The following is a 15,678-nucleotide window of genomic DNA, read 5'->3' on the forward strand; positions in this document are numbered from 1 at the left end:
TTTCTCCCCTTTAGGGTGGGTTTAATGTCAGATCTGATTAAAGCTACTTTGTCCAAAACCTTTTAGAGGTTTAGGTATGTGAGCCAACTTACTTGTTGCTACCACTCTCATGTAGTCAAGAGGATGTTCTCTCCCTTCAATCATAATAGTATCGACAACAATATAACCGGAGACCATCAACTCATCACCCTGATTTATACCAGTGAAACAGGTTGAATACATTTCAGGCGACACCTTGATTTGAACTGAAAATTCTCTCTCAGTGATTTCACCATCAACTTCTGTCTTCATCCTATTTTTGAGCTTTATTAACAAACCTATACTCTGGTCAGTCATTTTTTTCTCCACAGCACTGATAACTATCCCGGACACTTTTACTTCATTGATATATTCAAGATATGACATTTTCCGCTCCTCGATTTGTTCAAAGAGAAGCCCCGTTAGGGTTCCCCCTTAACAGGATTAAATAAATTTATTAGTTACATACATGAACGTGCAGACTACCAAACAGGCAATTCCGGCAATATGTAACCAATTTCTTGTTGGTTTAGTTGGTGCAATCGCTAAAGAGTTCTCCAACTTCTCTGTTACAAGACGTCGATTCTCTGCTTTAGCCGCATCATCTAAATATTGAGTTTCACGCTTAGCGAGAGTCTCAATTTTCGATTTTATTGCATGGTCCCATCCTTTAGTTTCAAAAACGCTTAACTCACTAAAGGTGTGCGTCATGAGATCTTCTGGGAAACCCAGTTTTTTCATTAACGGACGAATGGTATCATACATTTTTTCTACATTTTCGTAGTGGGCCTTTACTGCGACATCAAAACGCTTACGTAAAGTTAATTTTTCACGTTTGCAAATGATGTCCGAAACCCAATTTATTAACTGCTCATTTTTGAGTTCACTGGCTTTTTCAAGTGAGTAATCCAGATTATCCACGTCAAGAAATGAATTTAATCCGTATTTTTCAAACTCCTCAACAAGATATTTATCCAGTTCAGTTAAGCTTTTAAAAAGTGGTACATCTGGGGAAGCTTTAAGAAGCTTATAAGCTCCTTCGAAATCAATTTTCTTGACCACGAGCTCCACAACATCCACATGATAATAGCTTGAATAAGCAGAAAGCTTTTCGGCCAACAAAGACACAGGCTTAAGAGACTTAAGTTCAATGATATTTGGGCCGTCCTCATTCAAAATAACAATCAGTTCATTATCACGTTCTGTATATTTCATCAGAACTTCTAAGAGCTGTTTGTTTAGCGCCTTATCCATCTCTGGAATAATTTCACTAAAGGTTTGATGAAGGGCTTTACTGCGAGCTTTATTTTTAGACATTTGGGGTCACCTATATATAGTAAGAAGGAAGAAACAATTTTTTGTTTCAACACGAAGGCAAAGCCTGTCATTCATCTCCCGTAAGCTATGAACCGCCTGATTTATACTATCTGGCATTAGAAGTACGCAACAAAAATAGCTCCAGGAGGAGCTAAATTAGTTACGGTTTGGTAAATTCAGATTGCCTTTTTCAGGCATGGGAAGTGCACCAGCGACAAAGGTGACATTTTGCCGGTGGTGTCTTACAGCTTGTTTAAGCTGGCCGCTTTTCACGGCTAAATCAACGCTTAACGCGAAAGTAACTTTAAGCAAAGTTACTCAAATTTGGGAGCTGATATTTAAGCTCATTGTTTTTATACTATAGCTTTAAGCATAAGTAAATGCCCATATCGAATTATTCTGTATAAACTGGAGAAATTCGAATATTAGCTGCTTCTTTTATCTTTTCTTCACTGCATTCTCTTAAAAAGAAAGAAGGGTCACCATACCACATTACAAAAAGTTGCTTTTCTGCACGCGTAAATCCAACATAAAGCAAACGTCTTTCTTCTTCTATTGCCTCCTCCCCAACTGATCTTTTACTTGGTATCTGATCCGCATTACAACTCATTATTATTACTTTATTCCACTCAAGACCCTTTGAACCATGCAAGGTTGATAGGACTACTTTCTCTGGGCTGTATTCCTCGTCCTTCTTCCTAGGGCCTAATGACATTGCAGCAGCACGATTGATCATATTCATCCAACCAGTCTTTTCTGCCCACTGTTTACAAGTGTCTAAAGCAATTTTTGTTAAGGTTGCTGTACCTTTATTACTCCTCATCTTGATTGACGACGATTCCATCCATTTCGTAAGGTTGGCGAAACGTTTTGCTATCTCAACTTTATCAGTACTTTCCTGGGTAAAGCGCACGAAGTTTGAATGTAATGTTTTTGTTTCGAGAGAACTGTCCTCCGGGATGGCAAGGTCGCCAAAAGTAACTTTTCTTCCTCTCATACTCAATGCCACATCATCCAAAACTGATTCCTGTTCTCCAAACAATGCCAATACTCTCTTCATTAAGCGAGGATCATTTGATTGTCGGAAAAAGGCCATAAGGCTTAACACATCGCTTGTTTCTTTTTCATCCCAGAATGATTTACCTCCGTAACGAATTACTGGCTGTTCGATCAAACTTTCTAGCTCATCCAAGTGAGCATTATTGCGGCTTAGAATTGCCCATCCATGTGGATCCTGATTTATAAGGCTTAAAATACCCTGTATCTGTTCCTCCATATCTACATATGAACGAAAAGTGACCTTTCCTCCTCCCTTTTTTGCCGAGCGTAACTCTTTGGCATAACGGTAAACATTCTTTCCTATCAGTGCTCCGGCCACCTCTAAAATTTCAGGTTCACACCTAAAGCATGTGTTTAAGTAAAATATGTTAGGTCTGAAGTGTTTTTCAAACTGTTGAAATATTTTGACTCCTCCTGAGGATCTGAAGGAGTAGATGGCCTGATCATCGTCTCCAACTATACTCGTATAGACTCCAGCTCTTGTATGCAATGCTATCCATGAGAATTGTATAGAGTCAGTATCCTGAACTTCGTCTACTATCAAATGTGTCAAATCTAACGTGCGCATTTTTCCCGAATGCATTTGACCGACAACAAATTTTGAAAGAGCATTGAGGTCCGCCACATGGTCTTTCTGGCATAACGCCTGATAGGTATTAAATAAATGGATCTGTTGTCTGTTATGCCGAACTGAAATCACATCCGTATCCATTTCTCTGCCGATAGCATCAATAACGAATTCAGCTTCAGCAAACTTCATCGTTACACCGGATTCTTTCAAAGCCCGGTGAATGACAGATCTCTGTGCTGGCCCTATCAACATCTTTCCCGGCCAGCGAATCATGTCCAGTTGCTTCTTAACGAGTCCGTGAAAAGTATCCACCAGCACCCGGTCAAGATCCTTCTTGCTCAATCGCTTTTGTAACTTTGCTGCAAGTGCGTTTGTTGCAGCGCGAGTAAAGGTCACCATCCCGATTCTTGCATATGGATACTTTTTGAGAATCGATATAACCGCTTCTATCATGGTGAATGATTTGCCTGATCCAGGCGCTGCTATCACCATATTGTTTGCGCTAGCATTCTCGATAACAGGTCTTTGCTCTTCTGTTGGCTTACCCATTTCAACCTCATTACTTCGTTTTAATAATTATACATTTTTATAAAAGCGCTTTTCTTGTGTACTGCTGGTTCTACTGGAAATCACTTTTTTTCCTTTTTTATGCAATCAGGTTGTTTGTGAAACGCGTGACTATGGAATAATGGTTCCATCTCCAAAAGACATTACAAAAAGGGCTTTAAATGAAACTTTTACGTTTAGTATCTCTGGTCTCTTCTGTCGTCATTGGTTTTTCCCTATCGGGTTGTGCCGGTGACACCGGCACTACGCCAGGCACCGCTCTGAATGCGTACAGTCACGGCCAGTACTGGCATGCTAAAGCAAATGATTCTGTCGCCAAGAATGCCTATTCGTTTGCTGGTTTCGACGTTAATTTTAAGGAGCAAGAGGTTACTCCTGGAGGGGATGCCGACAACTTTCTTTCTAAGTATCTCATCAATAGTTCGATGGGCTACGTAACAGGCGGTCTAAAAGGTTTTGGGATCATGAGCCTCGGCTCTTTGTACAGTTCTTCTGACGCCGAATACATCCAGGTCAATCAATACCTAGTGTTCGTCCCCAATCCAAAAAAATTGCCTTACAATGATGAAAGTTTGGTACGTGAAGGAGCTAAGTATGTTTTTGAGCATACAAAAGCAACTCAGGCCTCATTTGGATACAACCCTGAAAAACAGAAAGCAGCTCTGGCCACATGTAAAATTGATATGGCAGTCGTCAATAAATGGAGTACCTGTGATCTGCCCTCTAAGCCTGATGCTGATGTTTTCCCTACAGATTCAATGTACAGCTTTCAGGCGATTCGCCCCGCAACAGGAACCGAAATTCCTCAGCTAAACCTTCCCGCTGGTGATTACGCTGTAATTCGTTATGTGTTCATCCCATTTAAAGGAAACGAAACAAGCGCTGATTTTTCGGGTATCATTTTCCGTTCTGATAGCCCAAATACAACAACTCCAGGGGGTGTTGCAGCCTCCATCAACGGAAAAGATTATTACCTCTTTACCGGTGAATACGGTAAAAAAGGCTTCCCAGAAAAAACATTGAAAGCCAAGTAATTAAAAAAGGGGCCTAACGGCCCCTTCTTCAATATTTCGGCAACTGCTTGCCCGTAACCGGATCCAGCGTAGTTGAACCTACCTCACATATGGCCGGTCGAGGTAAATAGCTACAATCTACATTTTCCTCTTTTATAGCCTGAGCATTTTCTTGTCTGGCCTTTATCATATTTTCTTCACCGCCCATTGCTTCCTTGGTACGTTCTGATGGAAGTTGATAGTTCTCATTCTGGAATGGTAAGTTTTCCACAATTGATTCTTCGGAGAATTTTGAATATTGATCAGGAACTTCTCCTACCTGAACTGCATCATTAATCCACTCCGTCAGATCAATTTTATCGAAATCCAGTTGCTGTATTTGCTTTATTGATAGCCCCACGCAATTAGAGGCGACAGGGTCTATTCCTAATTGCGGATAAGCTTGTTGCATAATAACGCGTGACAACATGGAATTATAACAGCACATGTCTGTTGCTTTTTTAACGCATTTCTTTGTGAAACCAACATTCAGATATTTGACGCATCGTTCCGTATCTAATGTAAAACAGGATTTTTGATTCTTATGAATAGAAGCTTCCATCTCTTTCTGGTCGCATGCTACCAACATTTCTAAAAGCATTTTAGTGACCTGATAGGCTGTATAAATCCAACCGATCACGTTTAATGCAAGCATAAAGTTTTGAACCGCAGCCGAGAAGACAACCTCTCCTCCGGTAGTAGCAACGTTCTTAAAGACAAAGTCTCGAACTGTATCTGGTAGCAATTCGTAGGCTTTCTTCATTGCCATCTGCTTAAGCTGACCTATACCGAAGCTGGACATTGTTTCCTGTGCCAACTGGCCAGCACCTCCTGCCCCTCCAGAAGTTGCGGAAGACCCAACTGCCCTGCTTAGATTACCAGCGACGTTTTCATATACGCTCGTTAAGGAGCTCGTGACATTGTTCCACATTTGCCCTACTGTTTTACCAGCTGATGCAGTCCACTCACCGACCGCATTGGACATAGAAGCCCATGTACCTGTATCACCGCCGGTCCATTTTATTAGCTGAGCATTAACTCTGGTCCAGTTAGTGTTTCTGATCATAGATCCGGCAAGCATGATACCTTCAAGTGCTCCTGCGGTTCCCTGCGGTGCTTCGCAGCAGTCCGTCTTTGCCAGGCCATTTACAAAGCCTACTGAACGACCACACCATTCAGGTTTTCCTTCAAAGACAGAACAGGAATTGGCATCGTTAGGGTCTTCGCATTTGGCTTCGCCCTGCATGTACTGAACCATGTTTGAATAAGCCGCAACTTTTCCAAAATCGTTGTTCTCTTCCTTTGGCCCAGTTTCGCATGTTCCTCCAGAACATGGGATCATGCCAACACAGGCATTTGTAGAAGATTCAACCTCACGAACTACATCCTTACCTCTGTCACAGGTGTATTTCTGTTCATACATGTAGCAGCTGTTAGTGCCCTCATCGAACCAACCCTCTGCACATGTTTGTTTATCGAGTACACATGCTGCATCATTTTTATAAGAACTACATGCATCAGGCATACTCTTAATTTCTTCGTAGTTGTAACAGAGGTCCTTTCCATTAGCGTCTTTCATAATTTTCCCACTGGCGTCATAAGAGCAAATCTTGTCTTTAGCCAATGGATCACAAAAATAGCCTTCAAGGTTAGTCTTCCAGGTAAGAAAGCCTTTATCGCCTTCATACAGCGGCTTTGCCATAGAAAGCACGCTTTCCGGAAGCCGCTTCGTGCCAACATCCATATCTTTAAACCGATCGAAACGGCAGAATGTATTTGGTGTTTGTACAGCATCGTAACAACCAGCTGGTTCCTGGACGTGCTTATCTTCGAGCTTCATATTTTCAAACGTCAGCTCAACCTCAAAGTACCCTTCACCTCCCCCACCAACCCAGACTCTGGATGCCATTGTCACTTCACGATCAGGTTCTTCATAAACTGATTTTCTGACCTTTTCAGTTACATCGTATACTTTGTCGAGTTTCCACGATTTTTTTAACTCCCAAGATCCCTTTGGAGCCGGATAGTCACTTTCTCGATATGCACCATCTATGTGAGCAAAAATCTGCGTGCCATCAAGTGTTACCCGCATGTGGTCATCCCACTCCGCGTTAACAATCTTTGCTGAGGCCAATTTTGCATCCGGATGGAATTTTAATGTCAGTTCGTTATCAAATACCCCGTCACTCCAGTAGTTGTCATCACGGCGACCAAACCATATACGCACACAATTATCGCCGCACATCGACATGTCTCCGTTTCCGCCTGAAATGTATACAGGAACAGAGAAGTCACGAGTTATCGTGCAGCTGCTGAAGTTATCTTGCTTAGGCGAGTTACAGTAGAACTCTTTGTAATCAGGATAGTGTGTGGTTACTGTTTTTTTGGAGGTCTCAACATTACAGTTCTGAAGCCAGTTTCCAGTACCAGCAACAGCATTGGTTATCTCATTTCTCCCCGCAGTAAACATGGGATCGTTAGGCTTTACAGACGATGCCGGGTTGTCCTTGTTAGCATTTACGAGGGTGCGGTAGGCAACGCCATCATAACTTTGAGCATCAAATAACTGGCTTTTCCGATTCTTTATATCGTTAACAAAGCCATCCTCATCCCCATAACGATCTGCGGCGTTGAACTTTATATCGCTGTGCTTTTGCTCTGAGCTGAAAATCTCTCCCGTATTTGTTTTGGTTCCAGGAGTAGTATTGGGATTACTGCTTATACCAATGTTGCCATTAGCATCACGAGAGAGCAGCTTTGCCCCTTCCTTGGTGTAGTTTGAATTGATTGTCCCTCCAGACATACTCGGCAGTTGTACGGCGCTACCAATAGACTTTCCATCGGATGCGGCATTTTTCATGACACTTTCATTAGAGTTCCCTGCCCCATACTTCCCGAGATTAAGATTAGCGGATTCGGCTTTACCCACGTATTTCTCGGTGATCTTCCCACTGACATTCTCGCCTGAATCCGCGTTCTTGTATTTCTCCACAATGTCCTGAGCACTGGTGGTTGCATTGCGATTTGCGTTAGGATTTGCAAGGTTAAAATTATTTTCGAGCTGGTCAAATATAGCGTCAGCAGCGTAAACACGTGGTGTCATTACCATGTTTATGAGTGTGACATAAAAAGCCCAACTCATAGTATTGGCAACCATTGATGCAATAATCGCTGAGGTGATTGTTTTTCTAAGTTTCACTTATTTTCTCCTTAGAAATCAAACGCCTGGAACGTAGCGAACACAACAGTCATTGTAACGCCACAACATATAGACATAATTATCGTTGCCTATTTTTTTGCGCCCACCTTTAAGGGTTGACCAGTCGTGTACCGAATCACCAAGACGATGACAGCAATCCGGTCCCTTCGCCTCAGGAGTAGGGAAAAGCATTGAAAGCCGATACTGGGAACGTGGTGTAAAGTATTCCCACGTTTTCTCACACATTGCGTCTGCTCCCATCGTTCGCATCAGCATGCCTTGGCGATGTAGTTTTGTCAGAAGACGCTGGGTAATCAGTGAACTCGTCCTTACAGCGTCATCATTTGCGTAAATGTGGCCGGTTAATGGGTAAAGGTTGCCATCGCATCCGGCACAAAAGTATGCAGCGAGATTATCCTTTCCTGCTGTTACTGCTACACAGTCAGCAGCGCACACCATTGAGGCAATTGGGTTTGCAAAAACTACTGCCTCGGGATTCAGGACGAGTGTAAGCAGATCACTTTCCCACATAGGGTCCACTTCGCTTATATAGGTCAGGCTGGCATCTATATAGGGTTCAGCAGTGCACTCGCCAATAATCAGTAATTTGAGCATTGTCATGATTGGGAACTCCCAAAGATGAACATCGTAAAATCCGGCTTCAGTTGCTGTCATTGGCTGATTAGTGTTGCTTTTACCAATATCAAACTGCGATTTTTGAAGCATCGCGCCTTCAAGAAAGGGGCTGCACCAGGGGCTCTTTACAACTTCTACAATCTTCACCGGCTGAAAGAAGCTCAATTGCCAACCTATTTCCGGTACGCCGTTCTGATCTGTGCAGTAGCAACCCGGACGTGAAGGTGCAGCGCCTTCTGGAGCAGCCCCTATGCCCATTATCCTCATGGGAAAAATGCAGCTCCAACAGATATTCTTAATCAAGCCCTGCCACACTCCAGCTGACTGACACATAGCCCCAGGGACTCCAGCATCTGCTGCCATAGCCATACCAGGTATAGAAAGCGAAAGCATAACTGCTACAATGAACTCTAAAAGTAACTTTTTGAATTTTTTCACCATCATGCTCACTTGGATGTAATAAATGTTGCAACACTTTCGATATAGTCGACGGCTTTGGTAAAATAACTTCTCATCTGGTCCGGATAATTTAGCGTCAGCCATGTTGCAAAGAGAGCGCCTATAATAAATCCGAGTTTCATATTATTTTTCCTCTGAAAGATTTGGGGCTCCGATTCCACGGACTTCTGCCTCGCTAAACAGGGTGATCCGGAATTTATCTTGGTCAGTAGTTATAAGCGCAGGTGTATTTTTAATCTGAAAGCGTGAGATAATCTGTTCGTTTACTTTAAACACCTTACCGTTAAATTTTTCACGTAAATCATTTAGGTGATCCCATCCATTATCTTTTTGGATACGGGTAAACATTGGCATTACTTTTCCACTACCCAGACGTTGTCGATACTGCTGCTCAGCCCATACCAGCTGGCCCGGATTGAGTGGATCGAAAATTATCATCGTCAGGTTTTGAGGAAATCTCGAAAGTGGATTAATCAACTCACCGGCGGAAGCTATTACACGGCCCTGCTTATCTTTTACGTCCTGAGTGACCCTCACTGTAGGGTCAATTAAAAATTCTTTGTGTTCCTGGGCAGGAGGGAGATCGACCATCCATTGATTTTTCCAGGTGTCCGCAACGGCCCTTTTTTTTGCACCTTCCCAGTCATATTTTTGTGCGCGTTCTTCCAGTTCTTTAATGATGCTCTTTTCTTCAACGGGATAAATCGTACCAGCAACAGGAAAAATGTCCTGATCGGGTTTTTTAGCAAGTTCTCGCTGAAAAAACTCAACGTTGAAGGACCCTACCATTTTTGCAAAACGAGCTTGCTCCCGAGAAATAATTGTCGGTACTTGAGTTACTTGATACTGACTGAAGCTATCAGGATCAATTGTAATCAAAGGAGATTCAAATTTTCCTTTGACAATCATTTGGTTTATTGCTGCCTGTGTCTCTGGTAGCCGAGTAGTTCCTTTCTTTAGACCATTGAAAACTACACGAGCTTTATGCTCTGAGGCCGTACGTAAAAGGTCTTCCAGTACATAATCCGGTAAGCTAAATGAAGCAAAGATCGTTATACCATTTTCAGTTGATAGTGCTTCTTCACGTGTGCTATCCATTTTTCTTTCGAAGTCAGCAGCTGTGATGCCCGAGGAACCAAACAATTTTTCGATATTTTTAGATTGTCCTCGCATGACTTCCGGCTTATTTTCCACAGCTTTCAGAGCCGCTTCATTAAGGCTGGCGTTTTCCTGAATTTCATCACGTCTTCTAATTATATCGTTGACAGCATCAGAGTTATTACTTTGGGCCCTTATAGCCTGGGTATGGTCTATAACTGCTTGAACACTATCCGCATTCATACCGGGCACGTAACCACGGTTTGTTTGCCTGCTCAGGTCCTGGTTTTTTTTGAGTGCTTCAGCTTGCGCAATGTACTTCTGCACATCTGGTGAATTTAGCGTAGCATCAAGGCTAAGAGCCCCATCTGGCTGCTGTGCACCTTTAGCCTGAGCGCCAAGCCCTTTTGCTTGCTGAGCGATTAGGTCAGCATCATGTTGATACTCAGTGCTTGCATTTGTATTACTTAAAACTGCACATAACGCAAGTCCAGGAAGTATTGGTAAATATTTTTTATTTACATTAAAAGATCGCATATGTTTTCCCAATTACTGAATTCAGCTTTACTGTTCCCCAAAAACGGGAATCCCATGAGTGATCGGTTTGCCCAATTAGGAAAACTTCGCCTTCAGGAATTATCAATTCTTTTTCAATCAAAATGGACGGAATACTGTATTTCTTTGAAATACGACGTGCATTAGCTTCAAAAAATTTGTCCCCGTTATAAACCCCATCCATTGTTACTTTGAGTTTGTCACCGCCCACACCGGCAACAATTTTTATGACTCGTTCATTTTCTGGGATAAAACGAACCGATTTCGGCATGTTGAAAGCTATGAGTTCACCAGTTTTAATAGTTTTATCCGAATGATCAATCATATAAAAATCAGCAGGCAGGCACCCATTCAATAAACCGTATCCAAATGTATAACGGGTGAAAAAGACACACATAACGAGAATCAGCAATAAAATATTAATGGGGACATACCAATCCAGTATAAGCAGCCCTCTCTTTTTAGGTATGTAGTCGCTCATATTTTTCTCACTAGCACTGAAGAATATTTTTACTAAGTAGATACACCTCTATCCAAGTAACTATTATCCATGTTTTTCAACGCTCGGAAGTCTGCAAACTAACCTAATATTAACCTATAAGGATGTTAATTTCTCAGCATGTAGACGCAGCCTTGTTAGCGGCCATGAAAGATACCTTTGTAGCAAAGTTACTTTCCGGTATTAATTTTTCAAAGGTCCAATTGTTGGGCATAAAAAAGCCGGGACAAAATGTCCCGGCTTTATATTTAAAAATTTATTACTCACTGCTTGGTATTGATACAGTGTTTTCAGACTTACTTGCCTCTTCAGCCGGTCCGAAAACTGTCACGTGCTGCGTTGCAAAGTCTCCACTATCATCATAAGCAATTACTTTTATGTCCTGCTTACCACGGTTAAGGTTTTTAGAAAGTGTAGCCGTACTACCGAAAACGTTCCTTAATTCGCCGTTGATGAACCATTCATATCTAACCATTTTTCCATCAGTATCATCACATTTATTGGTAAAGCTCCAGCTTAGGTTGGTTTCCGTGTAGCTCAATGTACAATTAGGCACTGCGTTTTTAACGACATCAAACTCAACAGATGCTGAACCTCTCTGTCCAAGTTTACTAACAACATCAATTGTGATCTCGTATTTCTTTTCTTTTAAACCCGAAATCAGTTGAGCCCAATAATTTTTGCCGCTGGGTATTACCTCACCGTTCACCTTGTATGTGACCGTATCTATCGAGTCCGCCGAATGAGATAGCTTGATGTTTGACCTTAAGGTTACATCGAGTGGAGCTCTCATATATTTGTTAGAGAACTTGGGTGTCATCTCAACGTTCATTGGCGTTTGTTCATCGACAACAAAGGTATTTTCGATACGCTGTTCATTGTTGCGGTTATCTTTGAAAACAACCATCAATGTATATTTGCCAGGATTTTCAATTGTAAATTCTTTGGTGTCACCTTCATCTTTAGTGATTACCAGATTCTCTTTGTCGTAAATCCATTCTCGGGAATAAGTAACACCAGGATAGTCTCCATCCTTAATACCGCTCAACGCAACGCGTAGGGTGGTCGGTGCCATGTCGTATTTAAGTTTGGAGCTTATTTTCATTTCGGGGAATTTATAAACCCACGATTTGACAGAAACTCTACGGGTAGAAACCGTATTCTCCTTATTGTCCGCTAACCATGCACTGTATTCAAAAGCAGCATATCCCTGTTTATCCAACATTTGCTCAGTAAGGGTAACAGACAGTGTAGAGCCTTTAAATGTCTGGCCATCCGGTGTTTTCCATTCTTCAACTACGTTATTACCATTCTGGTACTTACTGTTAGGGTTCGTGAACTTACCTTCCAAAGTAACTTTTTGACCAACCTCTACCTTAGAAACCCCCGTTACCGAGACAGAAAGGCGCTTGGGTTTTGCGGCTGCCAACCGAGCAGACGTTTCCTTCCATGAAGACTCCTCTGCCAGTTCATCGGAATCAAGGTAACGCATCCGGGCATAAATCGTAGACGGTAGGGTATCAGCTGAAGCCACAGTGTAAGTTGTATCTCCCTGCACCCAGTTGACTTTATCCTCTGACCAGAGAACCTCAGCGGTGCCTGCTGGTATAGGCTCATCGTTATCAAGCAGGGTTACAGGTACATCTGAGCCCTGAAGAATGTCTGTCACATCTATACTGAGCTTAGGCTGCTTGTAGGTAACTACCGTTAAGGCATCTGTGTAGGAAACCTTAGATGTGAATTTATTGGTCATTTTTGCCCTATAAAGCCACTTTCCTACTTCTGTCTTTTTGATACTTACACTTCTCTTTCCGGTCATGTCGGAAAGCATATTCCAGGTTTGACCATTATCAGAGGACTGCTGCCATTCGGTGGGGGCAAGTGCGTCAGAGTTAGCAGTACTGGCAGATTTGAAGCTTACCAGAGTACTAAGTGGGATCCTTCCGATAATAAGGCTTTTCGACAGGTTACCCTCCAGTTCCTCACCTTTATAGATTCGAATGCCTACAGCACTGGTCTCACGTTTCATTTCAAAATCAGAGAATGGCGATCTGACCTTAGCCACACCAACCAGACGCATATTACCCAGATCCATATTTTCAATTTTAATCTTGGTTTCGACAATGCCCGCATCATTGACCGGCAATGCTTCAGTCAGCGCAGTTCTTTCGTATGTAGTTTTATAACGGCCTGTTTCTGGATCTTTGCCGTATACACTTTTTTGCGAGTATATCGTGACGTCCCATTCTCCCATTGTTTTACGGTCAAATGCACTTTTACGTGTGGAGTTGTTATAACGCCCCACTGTTACCTTTAAGGGCACTTCAAGAGATGTGGCTGTTTTTCTGTCATCCACTTCCATCGATGCTCGAATATTGAAATCAGGCACCGTATATACGTTGAGTGTGTCTGTAGTTCTTAATTCTGGATCCTTTGAGTATTCTACAGCTATGTCAAAGACGTTCTTTGTCCACAATGGTGCAGCAGCAACCTTAACCCTTTGTACAAAGGTCGTTGCATCGTTGTTTGAGGAACGATTTTTAAATGACGTTTTGACAGCCTCAGAGCCGTTTTGAGAGACGATCATCGTAACGTCAGCTGGTACCACCTTCGCTAATATTCGAGCGGCCTCCCCCCCGGTCGTATAAGCCAGAGCAGTGTTCGGATTGATGCCAGCTATGACTTTATTCTTTTTGTAAGAGATGATCGGGTTGTATGGTAATTGTGTGGTCAGAGTACGGCGATTCCTTGCGGATACCGCTTTAGAGCCCTTCCCGTTAATCATATAGACTTGATAGTCGAGCAGATTCTCACCTGTTTTATTAAAGAATCCAGTTAGACCCGGGGTACGTCCTTTAAAATAGAACTCCAACCCATCAGGGACATTGTTCCACTGAGGGTAGCATGCTGTAACATCTGATTTTTCCCCATACCAGGCGAGGTAAGCATTCGCATTTTCCTCTGTGGTAAACAGAGTGCATTTATCACCAGCTGTTTGACTAAGCAGGTCCGTATACTGACGTACACGCGAGTAAAGAGTTACGTTTTTTTCCAGATTCTTGAGAGTGAATCCAGTAGGTTGATAAGTGAAAACGGTACTGAAATTAACGTTTTTTCCATAAAGGTTTTCAGCCACCACAGTAATCTCGTGATCCGAATTAACTGCTAAATCGTCTCCAACCGGCAGGTAGTAAATACCTCTATAATTTGTAGGTGTTAACGAAACTACTTTGTTGTCTATTGTTACTGATTTTATGTCAGCAACCCCAGCCTGCCCCTGGAAAGCTGCAACGATAATCTCGTTCAGGAAGTATACGGGTGCTCGTTTAGTTAATACCTGCCCATCTTTGAGAACCATAAGCGTTGGGTTATCAGACAGCATCAGTTTGCTTTCAGGCTCAGTGTACGTAGAAGAGTTTTTGCTCGTATTTTCTACTGTAAAAGTCGCTGCGTAGGACCCGTTTATAAGATCCGTTAAGTCGAAGATATAGAGGTACTCATCACCGACTTTTTGAGGTCCACTTACCGGCTGTAAAGTTCTACGTAAAGGGGTTGCCCAGGACTGTTTGAAATCAATCTCAGTGCCATCATCTAAAGTCACTTTAGTCGTCGGTTTAAACACGCCATCCGGAGTCATAGTGAGCGACATAGCTGTTGGGAGCCACCATTCACCTTCTGTTTCTTGCTGGGGTACCTTAACGGCCACAGCAACGGTTTTGGCTCCGGTATAGATGTCCTGGCCACCTACTTTGATTGTTTTAGCCTCATCGGTAAAATTCCAAAGTGTATGGTCTACTACAGGAGGCCGATAATCCCAGTTAACAACAAGCTTTTTGGATTCAGGAGGTGCGAAATAATTATTCTTAGAGTTTGCTGTAATTGTGATATCACGTGAACCCAAAAGTTCATCTGTATCACTGGCCTTAATGCTTCCAACTTCAATGGTACAGGAAGTTCCGCCAATAGGAACTTCACAGGCGGAGCCTGAACCTATTGAGATGTATTGAATATAATTGCGGGGCTCAACAGAAACAGCGATATCTTTGATCGCTTCATCCTTTAAATACGATTTGAAAGAAAAGCCGTCATAGACTAATCCGTTCAGGGATGATTTAAGACCGGTGATAGTAGGTTTTACCGGTGCCACACTTTTGATTGAATATTCACCTTTTACTATTTCAACTTTTTTCCGTTCAGAACCAGAGAAGTAAGAAATCTTGTAAGGTAGTTTTAAATCACCGGTGGTGTTGGGAACGCCTGAAAGAGTGAAACCGTTAGAAGTAAATCCCAAGGTATTGGGTAACCACTCAAAAAAACAAACGAGGTTATCAACAGAGGAAGTCGCTCGATCATCAACCGTTACATTACAGGCTGTGCCTGCACCTGAGGCAGTGATAGTGTTAGAATTAACGTATGCAACAAAGTCGCCCGGCCCCGGGTCAAAGGATACGGCTGGCAAATCAGCCTGTAGCTTTCCTGAAATCATAATCGCTTCGGCATAGACCGCTTTAATCGGAGCAATTAAAGAAAACAACAGGGCTAAACCTAAACCTGATTTTCTCATGACGAATACCTGTTTTTCTGAGCAAAATTAAACTCACTTTACGATGAAAAACAGAAATATCCGTTCGTATAATATTTAAAAAAA

The 15,678-nt window shown here is 42.4% G+C and carries 9 protein-coding genes; 1 reads left to right on the plus strand and 8 read right to left on the minus strand.

Annotated elements, in window-relative coordinates:
* Nucleotides 1–27: 27 nt before the first annotated feature.
* The 3 genes from ACJHYR_RS21530 to trhI all read right to left on the minus strand — a co-directional run bounded on the left by ACJHYR_RS21530 (nt 28) and on the right by trhI (nt 3,514).
* Entirely contained in the window at nt 28–405 is a 378-nt protein-coding gene (locus ACJHYR_RS21530; RefSeq protein ID WP_000120822.1) for a hypothetical protein, read from the minus strand.
* A 57-nt stretch (nt 406–462) separates the two neighbouring features.
* Nucleotides 463–1,335, minus strand: a complete 873-nt coding sequence (locus ACJHYR_RS21535; protein ID WP_000041927.1) for a hypothetical protein — start codon at nt 1,333–1,335, stop codon at nt 463–465.
* Between the two features lie 394 nt (nt 1,336–1,729).
* Nucleotides 1,730–3,514 (minus strand): IncHI-type conjugal transfer helicase TrhI, encoded by a 1,785-nt coding sequence (gene trhI, locus ACJHYR_RS21540; protein WP_042634277.1) that lies wholly within the window; start codon nt 3,512–3,514, stop codon nt 1,730–1,732.
* Nucleotides 3,515–3,693: 179 nt separating this feature from the next.
* Here trhI and ACJHYR_RS21545 point away from each other — a divergent pair, with 179 nt between their 5' ends.
* On the plus strand, nt 3,694–4,566 hold the full coding sequence (locus ACJHYR_RS21545) for a hypothetical protein (protein ID WP_000771832.1): 873 nt from the start codon (nt 3,694–3,696) through the stop codon (nt 4,564–4,566).
* Between the two features lie 28 nt (nt 4,567–4,594).
* Here the strand turns inward: ACJHYR_RS21545 and trhN are convergent, their stop codons facing one another.
* The 5 genes from trhN to rsp form a co-directional block, all read right to left on the minus strand.
* Nucleotides 4,595–7,783: an IncHI-type conjugal transfer protein TrhN gene (trhN, locus tag ACJHYR_RS21550; protein WP_000776705.1), complete on the minus strand. Its 3,189-nt coding sequence runs from the start codon at nt 7,781–7,783 to the stop codon at nt 4,595–4,597.
* Nucleotides 7,784–7,801: 18 nt separating this feature from the next.
* Entirely contained in the window at nt 7,802–8,857 is a 1,056-nt protein-coding gene (gene trhU, locus ACJHYR_RS21555) for an IncHI-type conjugal transfer protein TrhU (RefSeq protein WP_185681280.1), read from the minus strand.
* A 144-nt stretch (nt 8,858–9,001) separates the two neighbouring features.
* The gene (locus ACJHYR_RS21560; RefSeq protein WP_001256133.1) at nt 9,002–10,513 is read right to left on the minus strand and encodes a TrbC family F-type conjugative pilus assembly protein; all 1,512 of its coding nucleotides are present in this window, start codon (nt 10,511–10,513) and stop codon (nt 9,002–9,004) included.
* Nucleotides 10,500–11,012 carry an IncHI-type conjugal transfer protein TrhF gene (gene trhF / locus ACJHYR_RS21565; RefSeq protein ID WP_001286759.1) on the minus strand — a complete coding sequence of 171 codons (513 nt, stop codon included), beginning with the start codon at nt 11,010–11,012 and terminating at the stop codon, nt 10,500–10,502. The genes ACJHYR_RS21560 and trhF overlap by 14 nt, the downstream gene beginning before the upstream one ends.
* 277 nt (nt 11,013–11,289) lie before the next feature.
* The gene (gene rsp, locus ACJHYR_RS21570) at nt 11,290–15,594 is read right to left on the minus strand and encodes an IncHI-type conjugal transfer protein RSP (RefSeq protein WP_001232107.1); all 4,305 of its coding nucleotides are present in this window, start codon (nt 15,592–15,594) and stop codon (nt 11,290–11,292) included.
* Nucleotides 15,595–15,678: the final 84 nt, after the last annotated feature.

It is taken from the genome of Escherichia sp. WS1450, assembly GCF_046487395.1.
GTDB classification, from domain to species: Bacteria; Pseudomonadota; Gammaproteobacteria; order Enterobacterales; family Enterobacteriaceae; genus Escherichia; species Escherichia coli.

Bases quoted from the DNA above. Each gene is read 5' to 3' on its own strand.
- ACJHYR_RS21530 (WP_000120822.1), bottom strand. From the start codon at position 405: ATGTCATATCTTGAATATATCAATGAAGTAAAAGTGTCCGGGATAGTT.
- ACJHYR_RS21535 (WP_000041927.1), bottom strand. From the start codon at position 1,335: ATGTCTAAAAATAAAGCTCGCAGTAAAGCCCTTCATCAAACCTTTAGT.
- trhI (WP_042634277.1), bottom strand. From the start codon at position 3,514: ATGGGTAAGCCAACAGAAGAGCAAAGACCTGTTATCGAGAATGCTAGC.
- ACJHYR_RS21545 (WP_000771832.1), top strand. From the start codon at position 3,694: ATGAAACTTTTACGTTTAGTATCTCTGGTCTCTTCTGTCGTCATTGGT.
- ACJHYR_RS21560 (WP_001256133.1), bottom strand. From the start codon at position 10,513: ATGCGATCTTTTAATGTAAATAAAAAATATTTACCAATACTTCCTGGA.
- trhF (WP_001286759.1), bottom strand. From the start codon at position 11,012: ATGAGCGACTACATACCTAAAAAGAGAGGGCTGCTTATACTGGATTGG.
- rsp (WP_001232107.1), bottom strand. From the start codon at position 15,594: ATGAGAAAATCAGGTTTAGGTTTAGCCCTGTTGTTTTCTTTAATTGCT.